Origin of the sequence: Anoxybacillus dikiliensis (assembly GCF_050613275.1) — a bacterium.
Taxonomy (GTDB): Bacteria; Bacillota; Bacilli; order Bacillales; family Anoxybacillaceae; genus Anoxybacillus.
The window spans coordinates 2,414,080-2,432,334 of sequence record NZ_CP187112.1 but is presented as its reverse complement, the minus strand read 5'-3'; the positions used below and the strand labels follow the sequence as shown (position 1 = coordinate 2,432,334).

15 protein-coding genes and 2 pseudogenes are annotated in these 18,255 nt (G+C 38.7%); 16 read left to right on the top strand and 1 reads right to left on the bottom strand.

Annotation, left to right across the window (positions count from 1 at the left end; genetic code table 11):
- Positions 1–148: 148 nt before the first annotated feature.
- From ACPF7I_RS12840 to ACPF7I_RS12790, 11 genes and pseudogenes are all read left to right on the top strand, one after another.
- Positions 149–5,212 (top strand): annotated as a pseudogene (locus ACPF7I_RS12840) (RHS repeat-associated core domain-containing protein); the annotation flags it as partial.
- 9 nt (positions 5,213–5,221) lie between these two features.
- Positions 5,222–5,650, top strand: coding sequence for a YxiG family protein (locus ACPF7I_RS12835; RefSeq protein ID WP_430746036.1), 429 nt, complete (start codon positions 5,222–5,224; stop codon positions 5,648–5,650).
- Positions 5,651–5,866: 216 nt separating this feature from the next.
- A complete protein-coding gene (locus ACPF7I_RS12830) occupies positions 5,867–6,283 on the top strand; it encodes a DUF4304 domain-containing protein (protein ID WP_285755221.1) in 417 nt (138 codons plus the stop codon).
- A gap of 98 nt (positions 6,284–6,381) precedes the next feature.
- Entirely contained in the window at positions 6,382–7,122 is a 741-nt protein-coding gene (locus ACPF7I_RS12825) for an immunity 26/phosphotriesterase HocA family protein (RefSeq protein ID WP_430746037.1), read from the top strand.
- A gap of 72 nt (positions 7,123–7,194) precedes the next feature.
- Positions 7,195–8,121 (top strand): annotated as a pseudogene (locus ACPF7I_RS12820) (RHS repeat-associated core domain-containing protein); the annotation flags it as partial.
- 11 nt (positions 8,122–8,132) lie between these two features.
- Entirely contained in the window at positions 8,133–8,591 is a 459-nt protein-coding gene (locus ACPF7I_RS12815; protein WP_430746038.1) for a DUF4304 domain-containing protein, read from the top strand.
- A gap of 302 nt (positions 8,592–8,893) precedes the next feature.
- Positions 8,894–10,318 (top strand): RHS repeat-associated core domain-containing protein, encoded by a 1,425-nt coding sequence (locus ACPF7I_RS12810; RefSeq protein WP_430746257.1) that lies wholly within the window; start codon positions 8,894–8,896, stop codon positions 10,316–10,318.
- Positions 10,319–10,331: 13 nt separating this feature from the next.
- Positions 10,332–10,775, top strand: coding sequence for a DUF4304 domain-containing protein (locus ACPF7I_RS12805; protein ID WP_011230501.1), 444 nt, complete (start codon positions 10,332–10,334; stop codon positions 10,773–10,775).
- A 434-nt stretch (positions 10,776–11,209) separates the two neighbouring features.
- The gene (locus ACPF7I_RS12800; protein WP_430746039.1) at positions 11,210–11,533 is read left to right on the top strand and encodes a hypothetical protein; all 324 of its coding nucleotides are present in this window, start codon (positions 11,210–11,212) and stop codon (positions 11,531–11,533) included.
- A gap of 427 nt (positions 11,534–11,960) precedes the next feature.
- Positions 11,961–12,827 carry a hypothetical protein gene (locus ACPF7I_RS12795; RefSeq protein WP_430746040.1) on the top strand — a complete coding sequence of 289 codons (867 nt, stop codon included), beginning with the start codon at positions 11,961–11,963 and terminating at the stop codon, positions 12,825–12,827.
- A gap of 19 nt (positions 12,828–12,846) precedes the next feature.
- Positions 12,847–13,167: a ribonuclease E inhibitor RraB gene (locus ACPF7I_RS12790; RefSeq protein ID WP_006322705.1), complete on the top strand. Its 321-nt coding sequence runs from the start codon at positions 12,847–12,849 to the stop codon at positions 13,165–13,167.
- Positions 13,168–13,296: 129 nt separating this feature from the next.
- Here the strand turns inward: ACPF7I_RS12790 and ACPF7I_RS12785 are convergent, their stop codons facing one another.
- The gene (locus ACPF7I_RS12785) at positions 13,297–13,509 is read right to left on the bottom strand and encodes a DUF3006 domain-containing protein (protein WP_043968568.1); all 213 of its coding nucleotides are present in this window, start codon (positions 13,507–13,509) and stop codon (positions 13,297–13,299) included.
- 93 nt (positions 13,510–13,602) lie between these two features.
- On the opposite strand from ACPF7I_RS12785, the gene ACPF7I_RS12780 reads away from it, so the two are divergent.
- From ACPF7I_RS12780 to ACPF7I_RS12760, 5 genes are all read left to right on the top strand, one after another.
- Positions 13,603–14,238 (top strand): hypothetical protein, encoded by a 636-nt coding sequence (locus ACPF7I_RS12780; protein ID WP_430746041.1) that lies wholly within the window; start codon positions 13,603–13,605, stop codon positions 14,236–14,238.
- A gap of 61 nt (positions 14,239–14,299) precedes the next feature.
- Positions 14,300–15,214: a hypothetical protein gene (locus ACPF7I_RS12775; protein ID WP_043968325.1), complete on the top strand. Its 915-nt coding sequence runs from the start codon at positions 14,300–14,302 to the stop codon at positions 15,212–15,214.
- 58 nt (positions 15,215–15,272) lie between these two features.
- Positions 15,273–16,304, top strand: coding sequence for a DNA polymerase IV (locus ACPF7I_RS12770; protein WP_430746042.1), 1,032 nt, complete (start codon positions 15,273–15,275; stop codon positions 16,302–16,304).
- A gap of 128 nt (positions 16,305–16,432) precedes the next feature.
- Positions 16,433–17,209: a MerR family transcriptional regulator gene (locus ACPF7I_RS12765; protein ID WP_043968328.1), complete on the top strand. Its 777-nt coding sequence runs from the start codon at positions 16,433–16,435 to the stop codon at positions 17,207–17,209.
- Between the two features lie 343 nt (positions 17,210–17,552).
- The gene (locus ACPF7I_RS12760) at positions 17,553–18,254 is read left to right on the top strand and encodes a SatD family protein (protein WP_430746043.1); all 702 of its coding nucleotides are present in this window, start codon (positions 17,553–17,555) and stop codon (positions 18,252–18,254) included.
- The last annotated feature ends 1 nt before the right edge of the window (position 18,255 follow it).

Genomic DNA, 18,255 nt, shown 5'->3' with positions numbered 1-18,255 from the left:
CATGTGGGCATCCTTTATTTCTAGTTTTTTCTCTTCTTTTGGATATATTGTATTACAATTACGATAAATATGAGAAAAAGTAGCACATCAATAATCCAATCGAGAGAGTATGTTTTAAAAAAATCCTTTGCGGTACTTTTTATGACTAATAGATGTCGGGAACGTCACTTCTTGGACAACGAAAAACAAAAAGTATTGGCCAACCTCTACGGAAATTCAAGCAGGTAGATATAAGTTGCATGTAAACGATGGTCTTGGCACAGAATTAGCTGTTGACCCGTCCCCGGTCTATGCCAATGCAGGAACAAAATACGCAACGGCTACCAACTACTGGATTCGAGTAAGTGCCTATAACTCTCAAGGGGAAACCGTCTTTTCTGATGCGTATATGCCTAGTATTCCAGATTTGCCAGTGCCATCAGCGCCTTCCGGATTTGCTTACAGCAATCAATCGGGGAGCAACTCTGGCTATGTCATGTTAAACTGGGATAAGATTCCTGGAGCGACAGGGTATAAAGTGTGGATTTTCAATGGACTTTACTATGAAGCATTTGATGTAGGAGACGTGGACCATTGGACGACGCAAAACAAAGGAATTTGGCCGACCCCCGAAGAAATCGAACAAGGGAATTCTAGTACTTTAACGCTGCATCATGATGGAAAAGGATTAGAACTACCGAGAGATCCTTCGCCAATGTATGCGAAAATGGGAACAAAATACGCAACGAGCACGAGCTATTGGTTCCGTCTCAGTGCCTATGATGCGGACGGTGAGACCATCTTTTCGAGCAATGCATTCACGGTCAAAATTCCTGAGGCGGTTGAATATTTAGGGGAGGAAGATTACTGGTCGATCATTGATGTGCCGTATGGGAGCGTCAATGCCGCTACGGGTAATCTCATGATAGATGAACAAGATGTTTCGATTTCAGGTAGGGGGCTAGGACTTGGTCTATCCAGAACCTACAATAGCTTGTCTCCATGGACCGGTTTATTCGGAAAAGGCTGGCACAGCGATGCGGAAATGAATATCGTCGCGCAAGGAAATGAAGCGCGATTGACGGATGAAGACGGGACGCTTCACATATTTATGAAACGAGCCGACGGAACATACCAAGCGCCAACCGGTGTTTATTTGGAGCTAAGCGAGACCGCCACTGAGTGGATCGTGAAATCGAAAGATCAAACGAAAATGTATTTTAATAAAAGCGATGGCAAGTTAACCAAAATGGTCGACGGTCATGGAAACGCAACGACGTACGGTTATTCGAATGGAAAGCTTACGTCGATTACGGACGCATCGGGAAGAAAATTAGACATTCAGTATCGTCCAGACGGAAAGATCGAAAAAATCATAGGCCCGATGAATCGGACGGTGACATATGGCTACACGAATGATTTGTTAACGACGGTGACTCAGGCGGGCGGAGAAGTGACAAGATATGAATACAATGAGATTGATCGTCTAGTCAAAGTATTCGAGCCGACACATACGGAGGATCAGCCAGTTGTCAATCAGTTCGTGTACGACGGCGACAGGCTTAGTCAAGTACGTGATTCCGAAGGCCATGTATACACATTGACCTATGATCCAACGGAACGGCGATTGCTCATACAAAAGCCGAATGGCCGCAAAACTCAATATACTTTCAACGAGGCTGGTAACCCGATTGAGGTTGTGGATGACGTAGGCGGCTTAAATATTACAACGAAATATGTGTATGAAGGCAACAATTTAAAGGAATCATACGATCCGAATGATGTTGGGGCCACTACACCGACGGAATCATATACGTACGATGCGAATGGAAATGTGTTAACAGCGAAGGATAGCTATGGGACCGAAATCTACCAGTATAATCCAAATAACGATGTCATCTCCATGACAGATACAGAAGGCGACAAGACAACGGTTGCGTATGATGGCTTAAATCCAGTATCCGAAACCGATCAATCGGGAAAAACGTCTTCTGTAGCGAAGTACGATTCCTATGGAAATGTGATTGAAGAAAGTGACGCATTGGGCAGTGCGACCAATTTACTCTCTAATCACGGCTTTGAACAGGGAACGACCGCTTGGACTGTGCTTCGTTCGTATGATTCCGGGCAGTTACAGGAAGATACGAATGTTTATAATGGGTTGACGGGACGAAAAACGTTAAAAATCACAGTGAATTCGACGTCGCCTAGTGCAGAAGCCGGTTATGTGGCCGCTACGCAAGAAATTGCGGTAAAACCGAATGCGACATACACATTAAGTGGAAAAATCAAAACAAATTTAACGAAAGCCAGTGCGTTCTTTAATGTTGAATTTTTAGATAGCCAAAATCGTCGAATTTCTTGGACGGACAATCGTTATAGTCAATTGGTAGGCACAAGACCTTGGACAGAGCGGCAAGTGACGTTTACCACTCCTTCGAATGCAGCCAAAATTCGCGTCTATTTAGAGGTCGATCATAAGTCTCCAGATGCTTCCGGAGAAGCCTGGTTTGATAATGTTCAATTGGAAGAAGCGCAGGTTTCTTCCAGCTACAACCCAGTTGTAAATAGTAGTTTTGAAGGAACCACCACGAATTGGAGTGGAACAGGAGGAAGCGTAGATAATACGGAGTCGTTCGACGGGGCTTACTCTCTCAAAATATCGAGAACTAGCACCACACAATCAGCTAGTGAATATAAGCAGACGGTGATCGTAGGGCAAACTTCAAGTGATACGCCGCTTCGTCTGACACTCACAGGTCTTTCCAAAGCGCAGGATGTCAAAGCCAACGGTACCGTGAGTGCAAGCGATTATTCCATTACGGCTAAAGTATACTTTGTGGATGGAACGACCCAAACGTATACCGCTGATTTTCCGATCGGCACGCAAGATTGGAATCGTGCGGCTATTTCGATCCATCCGTCGAAGCCGATTGACAAGGTGGACGTATCCGCTATGTTCCGCGGAAACTACACAGGAACGGTCTGGTTTGACGCCATTCGCTTGATGGAAGGCAACGTCGTAACGAAAAACAAGTATGACGCAAATGGCAACTATGTTGAGGAAGAAACAGATGAAGCCGGGTATGTCACGAAAAAGAACTATGATGCCGTAGGAAATCTGTTGAGCGAATACGATGAGAAGGGAAATCAAAAACAGTACAAGTATGACCCATCCAATCGTTTAAAACAACTCCTATTGGCGAACGGAACTTCTGTCAACTATGACTATGACTTGAGCGGTAACATGACTTCTAAAGTCATTCAAACGAGTGGCGGTCAGTCACAAGAATTTCGTTATTCTTATGATAAGATGGGAAAACTTATTAAAACCGTCGGTCCGCTGAATGATGTGACCACCAATGAATATGATGCGAACGGCAATAAAATTAAAACCGTCTTGCCGAAAGGAAATACAATTCAATGGACGTATGACGGAACGGAAAGGGTCAAAACGATTTCTTACAACAACGTTCCGTATTACGAATTTAGTTACGATAAAAACGGAAATGAACTTTCTGTAAAATACTTAAAGGACGGCACGACGAAGACAAGAAAATTTGACTCGGCGAATCGGGTCATCGAACAGTACGACCGCGGGGGATTGCAAAAATGGACGTATCCGATCACCTCGGATAAATTGCAACAGTTCCTGTTCTCGCACGGATCATTTAGCCAAACGGTTACGTACCAATACAATGCCTTGGACCAAAATACCATCGTTCAAGACGAAGCGTATACGTATCGCTTTGATTATGACGAAAGAGGCCACGTTCGCACGTTTACGACTGGAAACGGAGCGGGCGCAACCTTCACGTATGATGACCGCGGCTTGGTGAACAGTCTGTCAGTGGGAACTGCAGATGGAACCGAGTTATTGGCGGAAACGTACCGTTATGACGAAAACGGCAATCGGACGAAAATCGAGTCCCCAACAGGAGAAGCGATCGTTTACCGTTATGATGCGCTCGATCAACTAGTGGAAGAGCAATGGCCGGATGGAACGACGATCGAGTACACGTACGATGGATTCGGGAACCGGACGAAAATCGTGAAAACGAAAGAGGGATCATCCACGACGACGACGGCCGATTATAATGCGGCGAATCAGTTGGTTCGTTTCGGCGATGAAACGATCACGTACGATGCGAACGGCAACCGGACCGAAGACAGTGAGTACCAATATGAATGGAACGAAGCCGATCAGCTTGTCGCTATCACTCGAAAAGGAGAAAGCGCGCCGTTTGTCACATACAAATATGACGACGACGGTCGCCGCATTCAAAAGACCGTGAATGGCGTCGTGACGAACTACCATTACCAAGGCGATAGCCTCAACGTTCTGTATGAAACCGATGCGGATGGAAATGTGGTAAGATCATATATATACGGAGAAAACGGCCAGCTGTTGGCGATGAAAAAAGGCGGGGCGACGTACTTCTACCACTACAACGCGCATGGCGATGTCATCGCGTTGACCGATGCGCAAGGAAACATCGTGGCCCGTTACCAATACGATGCGTGGGGGAACATTCTTTCCCAATCCGGCGCATTGGCGGACGAAAATCCATACCGATATGCGGGATACCAATATGACCAAGAAACGGGTCTCTATTACCTAATTGCCCGGTACTATCACCCGACGCACGGTGTGTTCTTGTCCTTGGATCCAGATCCAGGGGATGCGGACGATATCCTCACGCAGAACGGATATACGTATGCGAACAACAACCCAGTGATGTTGGTGGATCCGGATGGGCATTGGGTATGGCTGGCCATCAATGCAGGGTTTGCGGTTTATGATGGATATAAGGCATTTAAAAAAGCTGGATGGAAGGCTGCAGCGATTGCTGTAGGTGTAGGGCTTGTTGGCGGTGTTGCATTCAAAGGTGTGAAAATCGCTTATGGTGCCTATAAATTAGGTAAGTTTTCAAGAACTTATAGGCTGGCGAAAAAAGTGTCAAAAAAATTTGGGGGAACTTTAGGAAGAACTAAAGGCGATGGATGGAAGGTAACTATTCCAGACGGTAAAAAAACCCTAGTTGTAAGAGTTATGAATAAAGGCGGAATACGTAATAAACCGTACTTTAGAATAAGTAAAGATGGACGCGGCTCTTTGACGTTAGATGGTGAATGGTCTAATCGTCGGGAGCTCACACATATTAATGTATCGAGAAGATCCTATAAACAAATTGTGGGAATGATTCATAAATACAGAGGAGAGATTAGGTGAGTGATTAGTATGAATCAAAAAAAATTAGTTGCTTTATTAAATGAAATGTGGGCTACCGTAGTCAAAAGTTTTCATATTGATATTTTATCTCATACGATTAGTCTAAATGTGAAAGTAGTTGATAATGAGAAATATTATAAGATTGTGTTCAAAGGTGTTTCCTCTTTTTATTTCATAGAAAACTCTGGAGATTCCCGATTGAACCTAGTTGATCCAGAAGATGGAGATTACATTGAGCTAACTTCAATTGATTATTATAAGAATGGTATAGGTAAAATTCATATCAGTTCGTCAAAAGAAATTTGGGTTGGTGAATACTTTTCTTCAGCTAACTTTGTACTTGAGTTTTGGGAGGCACTATTATTTATTGAAGCTAAAAGTATAGTGATCAATGGAGAGGAGTTTCTAGTAGATTATCCAGTTAAAGTGCAAAGTTAAAAAATTTTTGATTGATTAATATTGCAAAATGGGCTGTCACATCTATATAGGGCAGCCCTTTGAAAATGCATAAAAGAATTTCCTGGAAATTAAGATATAGGTACTTTTACCACTATGATACACATGGAGATGTCATCGCCCTAACGGATGAGCAAGGAAATATGTGAGTTCCGGAAAAGTAAAGGGGGGATCTTTATATTATCTAATAAGGATAAAATGGTCGGTGCTTTAAAGAAAATAGTAGTCCCAGAATTAAGAAACAGGGGATTTAAAGGGGCTTTTCCTCATTTTAGGAAGCAAGAAGGTCAGTTAGGTTATTTGCTATCGTTTCAATTTGATAAATGGGGAGGAGGATTTATAATAGAAGCTGGAGTAGCAAGAGTTAATGAGGAAGGAAACGTGGTAGTTGATGGTATCGTTCGACCATTTCAAAAGATGAACGCTTTTCACTTAAACAATCGTTTTAGAATAATGAATAATAAAAATGGAGATAAGGATTGGTTTAAATTCGATAACGAAAACGAAAATTTAGAGGAAGCAGAATTTATTCGAATAGCTAAGAATGTTTTACCATATTTGGATATTGCAGAAAATTGGTTTGAAAAAATAAAGCAAAAGCAAACAGTACGATAGAACCAATCTAGGCGACCTGCTTGCTTTATAGCAGTGTCGTCTTTTTTATAACAATTTAGATAAGCTATTGACTCAAGAAAAAGTAGTAATAAGATGGTATGGTTGGTGATACAATGTCATTTTGGGAAAGCATAAAGAACAAGGAAACAGTTGTTTTAAGTGATGATGCAATCGATTTGTTCAGTGATACGCTCTTAGAAATCAAAAAAATTTATCAAGAAGATTTAGAAAGAATGCCAACGGTAGCTGAATTGGAAGCATTAATTTTGAAGGCTTTACAACTTGATTCAAATATTAATGAACAATTAGGGGAAATGGAAATCGTCGATGTAAATTTTAAATTGAAAAAGAAAAGAAAGACGCCTAATATTGAACCAGGTATTGTATTCGCAATCCCGCTTAAAGAAATTGAAAAATATGCTTATGGTTTAGTAGTAAAAGGAAAAGGATTAAAGGATGACATCTATATACAATATTTCGATATCTTCACTAATGAAATATTAGATATAAAAAACTTTAGTAATCAATTTGAAAAACTTTCTGTTCTATATACTATTAACAGTGGAATATATGGAATCGTTAATAAAGAATGGAGAATTATTGGGAAATTGTCTAAAGGTAAATTCAACCCTGAAGAATATGAGTTACCTGATTTTGTGTTTTACAATGGCAAGGAATATTTTGTGAGTCGAGGGGCTGCGAATACACCAATAGCAGAATTAGAGCCTATTTCTAAAGAGGAAGGGGAAAAAATAAAAAATCCAATTGGCTTGGTTGGTAGTAGTAATATAGTGGAGATGCTTACTAATTCATACTACGAGAAACAAAATCAGAAATAATGTATTTAGCTTTTTTAGGGTTATCCCGTGATTTAAGGGATAACCTTTTTATTGTACAGTGAAGACAGTTGACGAATTCAAAAGAATGTGAATGGCGTCGTTACGAACTACCATTACCAAGGCGATAGCCTCAACGTCTTGTATGAAACCGATGCAAGTGGAAATGTGGTAAGATCGTATATATACGGAGAAAACGGACAACTCCTTGCCATGAAGAAAGGCACAGCAACGTATTTTTACCACTATAACGCCCATGGCGATGTCATCGCCCTGACGGATGAACAAGGAAACATCGTTGCCCGTTATCAATATGATGCATGGGGGAATATTCTCTCTCAATCCGGTGCCTTGGCGGAGGAAAACCCATACCGATATGCGGGATACCAATATGACAAAGAAACGGGTCTTTATTACCTGATTGCCCGGTACTACCGCCCAGAACAAGGTGTGTTCCTATCCTTGGATCCAGACCCGGGGGATGCGGACGATATCCTGACGCAGAATGGATACACGTACGCAAATAACAATCCGGTGATGTTGGTGGATCCGGATGGGCATTGGGTATGGCTGGCTATCAACGCGGGATTTGCGGCGTATGATGGGTATAAGGCGTATAAAACCGGAAGAGGATGGAAATATGTCGCTAAAAAAGCGGCCTTAGGTGCGATTGGTGGAGGAAGGTTTAAACTTGTTAGAAATACGGCTAAGTATATTATTAGAAGTAAAACATATACAAAATCTAGTTTAAAACTTGGCCGACAGATGCATAAACAATATATGGCTCATTTGCATAATCCAACAAAAGGAAGGTATAAAGAATATAATGAGATACCAGGAATTCGTCCAGATTTTGTGGACTTCAATACAGGAACAATCTATGAATTAAAGCCTTATAATCCTAGAGCAATCGCTCAAGGAAAGCGACAGTTAAAAAAATATAAGCGAATATTTGAACAAGAACGTGGAGGAAAATGGAAAACAGTTTTGCATGTTTATTAAGGGGTGATAGAATGGATAAATCTGAATTTATAAAATATTTAGATGATTTGTTTAAATCTCATTCTTTTAGAAAGAGGGGAAATCAGTGGAGCTTTAGTAATGATGAGATTATAAAAATAATTAGATTATCAAAATCAAGATACGGTAATTTTTACTATATTTATTACGGATTTATTATAAAAAACCTTGAGCTTGGTCGTTCTATGATGCATGTTTCCCATGGGCTAGGTTCCTTGGATGATAAAGAAAATGCAAGAATCACGGAGTTATTAGATTTTGATCTTTCTATACCTGACGAAGATAGAAAGAATGAACTAAAAAAGTTTATTGAAAGAGAGATATTTGGAATGTTCAACAAGATTCATACTGAAGAGGATCTGTTAAAGGAATTAAAGAAACGTGATCATTTAAATGACATTCCATTATGCGTGAAAAAATATTTTAAGTTAGAAGATGTCGATGAATGTTAAGAGTGTTTTATTTCGAGTTAGAACGAAGTAACAGATGTATTTTAGCTTCCTAGCCTTAGGAGAGTATATGCCTCTCTTAAGGTTTTTTTCTTTTTAGGAGAGGCTTTCCAAAACCGAGCTTAAGAAAGGAAATCTGCGGGTGGCAAACAATCGCATTGTTGTTAAAAATGAAATTTATAATTTAGAAAAAGTGGAAAAGAGTTGATTCGACGATCTTGGATCAATGACAACAGTTCCTGTTCTCTCACGGATCGTTTCGCCAAACGGTCACCTACCAATACAACGCCTTGGATCAAAACACGATCGTCCAAGATGGAACGTATACGTACCGTTTTGATTATGACGAGAAAGGCCACGTTCGCACATTTACGACTGGAAACGGAGCCGGCGCTACCTTTACGTATGATGACCGCGACTTGGTGAACAGTCTTGTGGTGGGGACGGCAGACGGAACCGAACTATTATCGGAAACGTACAGTTACGATGAAAACGGCAACCGGACGAAAGTGGAATCCCCAACGGGGGAAACGACCATCTACCGTTACGATGCCCTAGACCAAATAGTGGAAGAGCAGCTTCCAGATGGTACGAAAATTGAATATGCCTATGACGGATTCGGCAATCGGAAGCAAATCGTGAAAACGAAAGATGGGCAGTCGACGACGACCACGGCTGATTATAATGCGGCGAATCAGTTGGTTCGTTTCGGTGACGAAACAATCACGTACGATGCGAACGGCAACCGATTGGAAGACGGTCAGTATCAATATGAATGGAACGAAGCCGACCAGCTCGTCTCGATTACAAGAAAAGGCGAAAGTACCCCATTTGTCACGTACAAATACGATGAAGACGGTCGCCGTATTCAAAAGAATGTGAATGGTGTTATTACGAACTACCATTACCAAGGCGACAGCCTAAACGTTCTGTATGAAACCGATGCAAGTGGAAATGTGGTAAGATCGTATATATACGGAGAAAACGGACAACTCCTTGCCATGAAGAAAGGCACAGCAACGTATTTTTACCACTATAACGCCCATGGCGATGTCATCGCCCTAACGGATGCGCAAGGAAACATCGTGGCCCGTTACCAATACGATGCATGGGGGAACATTCTTTCCCAATCCGGCGCATTGGCGGACGAAAATCCATACCGATATGCGGGATATCAATATGACAACGAAACGGGGCTCTACTATCTGATTGCCCGGTACTACCACCCAGAGCATGGCGTGTTCCTATCTTTAGACCCAGACCCAGGGGATGCGGACGATATCCTCACGCAGAATGGGTATGCGTATGCGAACAACAACCCAGTAATGTTAACCGACCCAGATGGAGAGAATCCTTATATAATTATCTTGGTCTCCGTTGGTGGAAGGATTGTTGCTAAAAAAGTAGCTAAATCCTTAATAAAAAAAGCAGTAAAACGAACCGTTAAGAAAGCTGCTAAACGATATACAAAGTCAAATTTAAAATTAGGACGACAAATGCATAAATCATATAAAGCTAATAAGGTACTTAAAGGGGTAAGAGAAAAGGAATTTCGTTTACCAAGTGGAAAAAGAATTGATTTTATTGATTTCGAGAAGAAAATTATATATGAACTTAAACCAAATAACCCACGAGCAATAAAAAAAGGCCTAAAACAATTAAAAGCTTATAAAAAAGAAGTTGAAAAAATTTATGGTAAAGGCTGGAGAACAGTATTAGAAGTTTATTGAGGAGGTAGAGGCGATGGAAAGGAAAGAGTTTAAAAAGATTGTCAATGACTGTTTATTAGCAAACGGTTTCTCGAAAAAAGGCAAATATTATTATAAGGAAAGTCCTGAGGTAATATGTTGCCTTGGATTGCAGAAATCAAATTACTCTAATTGTTATTATGTAAATGTAGGTATAGTGATTAAGGAAATAAATAAAGGGCTAGAGCTTCCACGAGATGTTGACGGTGATATTAGATGTAGGTTCTATTTCAAAGTTGAAGGTAAGGAAGTTGACTGTCTTGACCTTGACAGAATAAATGAAAGTAGTGTTATTGTTTCATCATTAGAAGCGAACATTTCAGAAATAATAAATCCATCATTAGAACTCGAAGGTCTTAAAGAACTATTAAAGAAGAAACCCGTTCTCTTATACCAAACAACAATTAATGCGAAACAATATTTAGGTATAGATGAATAAGATTTAGCCATAGGGGGGATCTCCTCTATGGCTATTTTGGTTTGGGAGCGTAGTGCCGAATTGTTTAATGCAAAATAAAACTTTAGCAAAATGCAAGATAAAAATTAAGCACTAAATTGGAAACAAAACAGGTCAGTTTTCTCACAAAATATAATTTCAGAGACACGGCTTTACATGGAGTGGCGTGCATGGTAGGCTGGTTGCCTCTGCGAACTCCTTTTGTGCTGCGGCCTTCGCAAAAGAATCTATGCACGCAGAGGCTCCATGTCAAGCCTTATAGGGTAAGATAATTTATATTGATATATGGATTATATTTACTTTTATGGAACATAGGGTGCTAAACTTTTTCATTGCATTTCGCTTAAATTTTTAGTTGCAGAAAACAATCGTAGTAAACAGGAAAGATATTATCCTGGTGAATGGAGGCCATGATAATGAACGACTATGAAATACTTTTTCAAAAATATGTAAAAGAATTAAAAGAGGCAATTGAAGAAGAAAAGGAATTTTTAGATCTGAATCTTGACAAAGAAAGATATGAATACGAATTAAGTATTAGCGGAAGAGTAATTGCCGTATTTAGGAAATATTGGTTTGAGTGTGACAAGTTAAACGATAATGAGGAAAATGAATATTATGTAAACCCAAAAGATTTTTGTGTTGATTGGTTGTCAGGTGAACATGAGGAACTATTTAGAATTATTGAAAAAATGCCATATTATCCAATAGGAATAGACGAACATGGAAATTATGTTTAAAAAAACAGCTGTAATATGGGCTATCTCATGATTTAAGAAAGGAACAGGTACTTATGTAATTAAATTCCGTAGTGGCTATAGGTATATTGGTAAAGGCAGTTATAAACGCGCAAAATATTCTGCAAGATCTAAAGCAAAGAAGTACGGAGATAAAGTAATATACAGAGCTTGGAGACCTGCTAGATCAGATGATGAAGCGTTTATCAGAGAGTATAAGCTGATGATGAAATACAAGTTTAAACAAGGGGGAGAGTTATATAATAAAATTCATAGTCCTAGAAGAAAGAAGTATTATAATTATTATGGAGAATATTGAAAAATAAGTAAAAAGTGTGTTTAAAAATAGTTTGACAAAAGCGTCTTTCCATTCAATTCTTGATGGAAGACGCTCATTGTCTTAACTTATACCTATGTTTTAGGAGGAGTTATGTATAAGATGATTGAAATAGACGGAATTAAAATCAAAGAAGAACCGACAGGGAATATAATTACAGTAAAATCTGAAAAATTAGATTTATGCATTGACATCATTAATCGTTATGATATCAAGAGAATAAATATAAGGGATGGCAGTTATCACTACCAAGATATTGATTTTCTAGAAAAATGCCCGAATGTTGAAGAGGTTTATATTCGCCATTATAATCTTCAAGACTACTCGGGGCTCTATTCAATCAAAAATTTAAAAATTTTAGCGTTAGATGAAACCAAGAGTAAGATTGATTTGAATTTTGAAAAACTTTCCACCCTGCAAACCTTATACGTTGATTGGCAGCCGAAAATGAAAGGGCTACGTTTTTTAAAAAACTTGAAGGAATTACAGCTGTTTAGGTTTAGTTCTAAAAATAAAGATCTTGGGGATTTAGCGGGTTTATCTCAATTAGAAACGCTTATTCTTACACATGGAAACATCGAAACTTTGAAAGGAATTGAAGAACTGAAGAGTTTAAAAAATCTTCAGCTAAATTATATCCGCGGATTAGCTGATATAGATAGTATTAAATTTCTTCGCGAGTTAGAGTACTTGGAAATACAGTCTTGTAAAAAAATTAGAAGCTTCGAGTGTATAAAAGAGTTAAGAAAATTAAAAAAGTTGATACTGGACAAAGTTGGCGATATTCCTTCACTCAGTTTTGTTAAAAATTTAAAACATTTAAAACATTTAGCTTTTGTCGAATGTAACGTAGTGGATGGTGATTTAAGTTACTGTCAAGGGATTGAATACGTATATTTTACACAAAAGAAACATTACTCGCATAAATTAAAAGATTTTAATTCAATCATTAGCGAATAACAAGGGAGGAGAGTTTTTGATGAGATTTCCTAAAGACGAAGACGGGCAAACGTTGGAACTATTATATAAAAATGGCGTTGATTTTAATAAAAAGCATCAATTAGATTTTTTTATTGTTTTAGAAAATGAAAAAGATGCTTTTGAGCTAGGTCGTGAGCTTGAAGAGCGAAATTTTATGTTTACCATTGAAGAGGATCCAGAAACTAAAGAATGGGTATGCTGTGTAACGAAAGAGATGTATTTAGATTATGATGAAATTGTAAGTTTTCAAAAGGAGCTCAATAAGTTAAGCAAGCCTTTTAATGGTTATTGTGATGGATGGGGGACATTAGTTGAATGAGTAGCCTTTTTCGAAGGGGATGAAAAAGCGCTATATACGTGCAAGGAAAATGATGTGGACCATTGCAGTGAGCTTCGATTGCTGGGAAGAAATTGATTGAATAAAAGCCCTTCTCATTCGAGAGGGGCTTTAATCTTCCCATACTTCGTTCATAAGCTCTTCAATTTCTTTTCGAAGTTTTTCCGTTTCTTTTTTATCAACTACAACTTCAATAATGACAACATCTCCTACCTCAGCTTCTTTTGGAAAGATGGACTTCGGAAAGTCTTGAGTTTTTCCGTTAATCTCAACTACTGCAATATCATCCTCGAAACGATCAATAATTCCTTTTACCTTTTTCATTATCGCTTCTCCGTTTTCACTGAAAGTTTAGAACCGTTGCTCGTGAAAACAATCGTTCCTTTTTGGTCTGTTCTATAGACAGTAACGAATGATGTGACAACGAATGAATATGATGCCAACGGAAATAAAATCAAAACGGTTTTACCGAAAGGAAACACGATTCAATGGACGTATGACGGAACGGAAAGGGTCAAAACGATTTCTTACAACAACGTTCCGTATTACGAATTTAGTTACGACAAAAACGGAAACGAACTTTCTGTACAATATTTAAAAGACGGTACGACCAAGACAAGAAAATTTGATTCCGCGAATCGTGTCATTGAACAATCCGAACACGGAGGATTACAAAAGTGGACCTATCCGACGACATCGGATAAATTACAACAGTTTATGTTCTCCCATGGAGCGTTTAGCCAAACAGTCACATACCAATACAATGCCTTGGATCAAAATACAGTCGTCCAAGATGGAACGTATACGTACCGCTTTGACTATGACGAGAGAGGAAACGTTCGCACCTTCACGACAGGAAATGGGGCCGGTTCAACCTTTACGTATGATGACCGTGGCTTAGTGGAAAGCATTTCGGTCGGTACGGCGGACGGAAAAGAAATTTTAGACGTTGAATTAAAACCAAAAGATTCTTGGAAAAGAAGCAATGTAAAAAGGCAACTCAAGAATTATAAGAAAGCCGGCGCATGGATTATAATTAAGGCAAGTTATTAAAGATATTTTGGGACACACACTTAGAGTGTGTCCCTCTTTGATAGTTTTAGGGGTGAAAAATATGAATCAATATGAGGAGACGGTTAGAAATTTAGTTAATAATTTTAATGAGCATAATATAGATATAGTTGCTCAAGATTTAGCTAAGATGGGAAGGGACATAATTACTATCTTACAAAAATACTTTTATAAAGTAGATCCTAATGGTAAGATTGGGATATTAGAAACATTGAAATTATTAAATGACAGTAGTGTAATCCCTTTTCTGAAAGCTATTCTTGAAGATGAGACAGAGATATTTTTTGTTAAAGCTTATGCAGAAAGTGTATTGGATTTTTTAGAGGGTAAAGAAACTCAATTAAAAAGAAAAATTCACAATTTATCTAAAAAAAGTGGCACGGATTTAATCGCAGATATAGCTATGATAGGAACAATTGGCGATTACAATGCTATAAGAGAATTAGACAAAATCAAGACGGATAACAAAGAGGTACTGGAACAAATCAAGGTAGCAAAATTACAAATAATGTGTGGAATAGAAGAAATAATCAAGGAGTACAGAAAACCAGATTCCCGTTATTCTCATAAAGCATTAGCAGAGGCTATTTATCATTCATTTGATCATCCAGAAGCATCAAAAGTTATAATAGAAGATCTCTTTAGTGAGGAATTTGAGCGTATTTTTAGTGCCGTTACTCTACTTGCTTTCGCGGAAAAATTTCCTAAGGACAAAGTTACCAGGGATGTAGTAAATAAGTTCTTTGAAATTTTAACGGGTGATTTTAATACAACACTAAAGAATCATGCCATACTTGCAATAGGTAGATATGGAAATACTGATGATGCATCAAGGCTTGAAAGAATTGTTGAGGAAAAAAAGTATTTAACAAAAAAGAAATTTTGGAAATGGCTAAGTGAAAGCGCACTATTAGACGATATCAAAATCACAATAAAGAAATTGAAACGAAAGAAATAGACGATTCACACTCTAAAAGGCCGGTGAAAAAAGTACACCCTTATTAAGTGCCAGGCACATGTCGAACGCGACCATGCCTTTGTGGGAGGCAAAGAAGAAGTGTCCACAATTGGTGATCCTGAAACCTGATTTTGACCTATATCGAGAAATGAGTACGAAAGTTTTTCAATTTCTAGCAACTTTTTCGCCGATTTTGGAACCCGCTTCTATTGACGAGGGATATTTGGATATAACCAATCGCTATTCGTCGGGAACTCCTCTTCAAATCGCTCAGCAAATTCAAAAAGGTTTGTTAGAGACGTTAAAAATTCCCGTTAGCATCGGAATTGCTCCTAATAAGTTTTTGGCAAAAATGGCGAGCGATCTAAAAAAACCATTAGGAATTACAGTCCTTCGCAAACGGGATGTGCCAAAAATACTCTGGCCTTTGCCCGTTCAAGCAATGCATGGGGTTGGAGAAAAAACAGCAAAAAAGTTAAAAAGCATTGGTGTTTTTACCATTGGTGAATTGGCAAAAACGGAAAAAGGAGTGTTAAAAGACTTACTTGGCATCACAGGGGTCTACTTGCAGGAGCGAGCAAATGGAATCGATCACCGACCGGTTGATCCTGAAGCCGTTCTTAAATTTAAAACCATCGGCCATTCCACGACCCTTTCTCATAATGTTACTGAGGAACATACCCTCATTGAAGTATTGCGAAAACTGGCTTATTCAGTCAGCAACCGAATGAAAAGGAAGCGAGTCGTTTCCTCAATGATTCAAATTACGATTCGCTACGCTGATTTTCAAACGGTGACTCGAAGTAAAAAGTTATTGAATCCGTTTCAAGAACCAGAAGAAATTTTTGAATATGCGGTGAAGCTATTTAAACAGCATTGGAACGGAGATCCAGTAAGATTGTTAGGGATTACCGCCCTGGATGTATTGGACAAAAAAGAATCGATCAAACAATTAGATTTGTTCAGCTATGAAGAAGATGCAAAAAATGAAGCATTATTGAATGCCATTGAGCAATTAAAACGAAAATTCGGTGAAGGAATTATTCAACCCGTATCAGAACTTCTTAACAAAGAGAACAATCACTCCTAAAACTAGTCATTTAACATTTCGTCAAAATTTATAATCCTTTAAAAGTTTCGCTTGCACCTCCCGTTACGTGAGGAAGTATGATTGAAATGACCTCAGCTGCAATCATATTGGATGGGAGGAATTTGAAGATGAACAAGAAACCATATTATTCAATAGGAGAATTTTCTGAAAAGACGGGTACAACGATACGGACATTGCATTATTACGATGAAATTGGACTGCTCAAGCCTGAAAAGCATCCTAGTTCTGGACATCGCCTATACACCGATCAAGATGTACTAACGTTGCAAAAAATTGTAAGCCTTAAATTTTTAGGCTACAGTCTAGAGGAAATATGCAAAATGATCAACGAACCTAGCTTCGATTTAAGCTTAAAGGAAACATTACAAATTCAACGAAAAGCGTTTGAGGAGAAAAAAGAACATATCGAAAGAGTATTAAAAGCGATCGATCGAACGATTACCCTGTTAGAGGAAGAAGGGGAAGTAGACAGTACAATCTTAATGAGTCTAATTCACAACATCCAAACAGAGAAGGAACAACGCCAATGGCTAGAACAACATACGTCTAAGGAAGTGGTTGATGAGTTATTCAATAAACCTGAAGAAGAGATGATTGCATTAGACAAAGAATTTATCCATTTGTCCAAGGAAGTAAAAAGGTTAGCAGGAAAGCCCGTTCATGACCCTGAGGTACAAGAACTCGTAGAAAAATACATGAAGGTAGCCCTTGAATTTGTCAGTGAAGAAGCGGCGAAAGCTTTCAGTGGGTTAGATGAGACAGAAATAGAAGAACTCAAGAACAAGTTTCCGTCTCCGCATACAAAGGAAGAGGACGAGTGGTTTCAACAAGCGATTGAGTATTATATGATCAAGAATGGCATGCATGAGCCAAATGTTGATTGAAAAATAAACAGTTCTATGTCAACTGTGGAGGTGCACTTGATAGGAAGTGCACCCTCTTTTATATGGATGAAAGTTAGATCCGTGAACATAACACTGTTTTCTGCAAGCAAAAAATGCAGAGTTTTCCGTTGGGATAGCCCTTGAAATTTAACATTTCCTCCCATCTCTATAGAATCCATATTCGCTGTAAGATGAACAAGGATTGTATAATCCTGCTCACAACAAATTGGTTATTGCAAATGCGACGAATTTTTACTATCCTTATATCAGCAAGTATATGTTGATATTTTTTCAACAACATCAAAAATGTTGATATATATTCATCAACAAAAAGAGGGATATTATGAAACCAACGCCAGCAATCTGTTTCGCAGCAGATGTCAAACAGTCCAAACGGATAGAGAAAGAACATTTAATTTCCATACTGAAAGAATGCCAGCAGACAATCAACAAACAATTTGAACAAGACTTGCTTGTTCCGTTTGCCATTCGAAATGGCGATGAACTCATTGGCGTCACGAAAAACTTTTCGCATGCCTATCCGCTGATCAACCAGATTTTCCAACTGTCACGGCTCCATCGTTGTCCTTTTTATTTAGGCATTGGAATTGGAGAACTGGAAACGGATGAAATAAACGTTCATACGATGAATGGAAGCGCTGTGTTACATGCATTTGAAGCAAGGGACAAACAACTAAAGAAAAAAAGTGAGCAAGCAAAAATTTGGAATGATGTTGAAACCGAGACAAGCTTTTATTTTTCATCCGAACTTGTCCCGCACGAACCACTTAACGCCTTATTAAATGTAATCGTCACAACCAAACGAAAGTGGACGAATAAGCAAAAACAAGTCATCGAATTGATTGAACAATTTCCCGAATGGACGTATGAAAAAATCGGAAAACATTTAGGGTACAAATCACCCATTTCGACCGTCAGTTACTTACTGAAACGTGCTGATTACCAAAAAATCAAAGCAGTAGAAGATAGCTTTACTCAATTGCTAGTGCTGTATGAAAATCTCTTGAATCGTAGGGAGCGATAAA

Coding starts and splice junctions, on each gene's coding strand:
- ACPF7I_RS12835 (WP_430746036.1), top strand. CDS start 5,222: ATGAATCAAAAAAAATTAGTTGCTTTATTAAATGAAATGTGGGCTACC.
- ACPF7I_RS12830 (WP_285755221.1), top strand. CDS start 5,867: ATGGTCGGTGCTTTAAAGAAAATAGTAGTCCCAGAATTAAGAAACAGG.
- ACPF7I_RS12825 (WP_430746037.1), top strand. CDS start 6,382: ATGGTTGGTGATACAATGTCATTTTGGGAAAGCATAAAGAACAAGGAA.
- ACPF7I_RS12815 (WP_430746038.1), top strand. CDS start 8,133: ATGGATAAATCTGAATTTATAAAATATTTAGATGATTTGTTTAAATCT.
- ACPF7I_RS12805 (WP_011230501.1), top strand. CDS start 10,332: ATGGAAAGGAAAGAGTTTAAAAAGATTGTCAATGACTGTTTATTAGCA.
- ACPF7I_RS12800 (WP_430746039.1), top strand. CDS start 11,210: ATGAACGACTATGAAATACTTTTTCAAAAATATGTAAAAGAATTAAAA.
- ACPF7I_RS12795 (WP_430746040.1), top strand. CDS start 11,961: ATGTATAAGATGATTGAAATAGACGGAATTAAAATCAAAGAAGAACCG.
- ACPF7I_RS12790 (WP_006322705.1), top strand. CDS start 12,847: ATGAGATTTCCTAAAGACGAAGACGGGCAAACGTTGGAACTATTATAT.
- ACPF7I_RS12785 (WP_043968568.1), bottom strand. CDS start 13,509: ATGAAAAAGGTAAAAGGAATTATTGATCGTTTCGAGGATGATATTGCA.
- ACPF7I_RS12775 (WP_043968325.1), top strand. CDS start 14,300: ATGAATCAATATGAGGAGACGGTTAGAAATTTAGTTAATAATTTTAAT.
- ACPF7I_RS12770 (WP_430746042.1), top strand. CDS start 15,273: ATGTCGAACGCGACCATGCCTTTGTGGGAGGCAAAGAAGAAGTGTCCA.
- ACPF7I_RS12765 (WP_043968328.1), top strand. CDS start 16,433: ATGAACAAGAAACCATATTATTCAATAGGAGAATTTTCTGAAAAGACG.
- ACPF7I_RS12760 (WP_430746043.1), top strand. CDS start 17,553: ATGAAACCAACGCCAGCAATCTGTTTCGCAGCAGATGTCAAACAGTCC.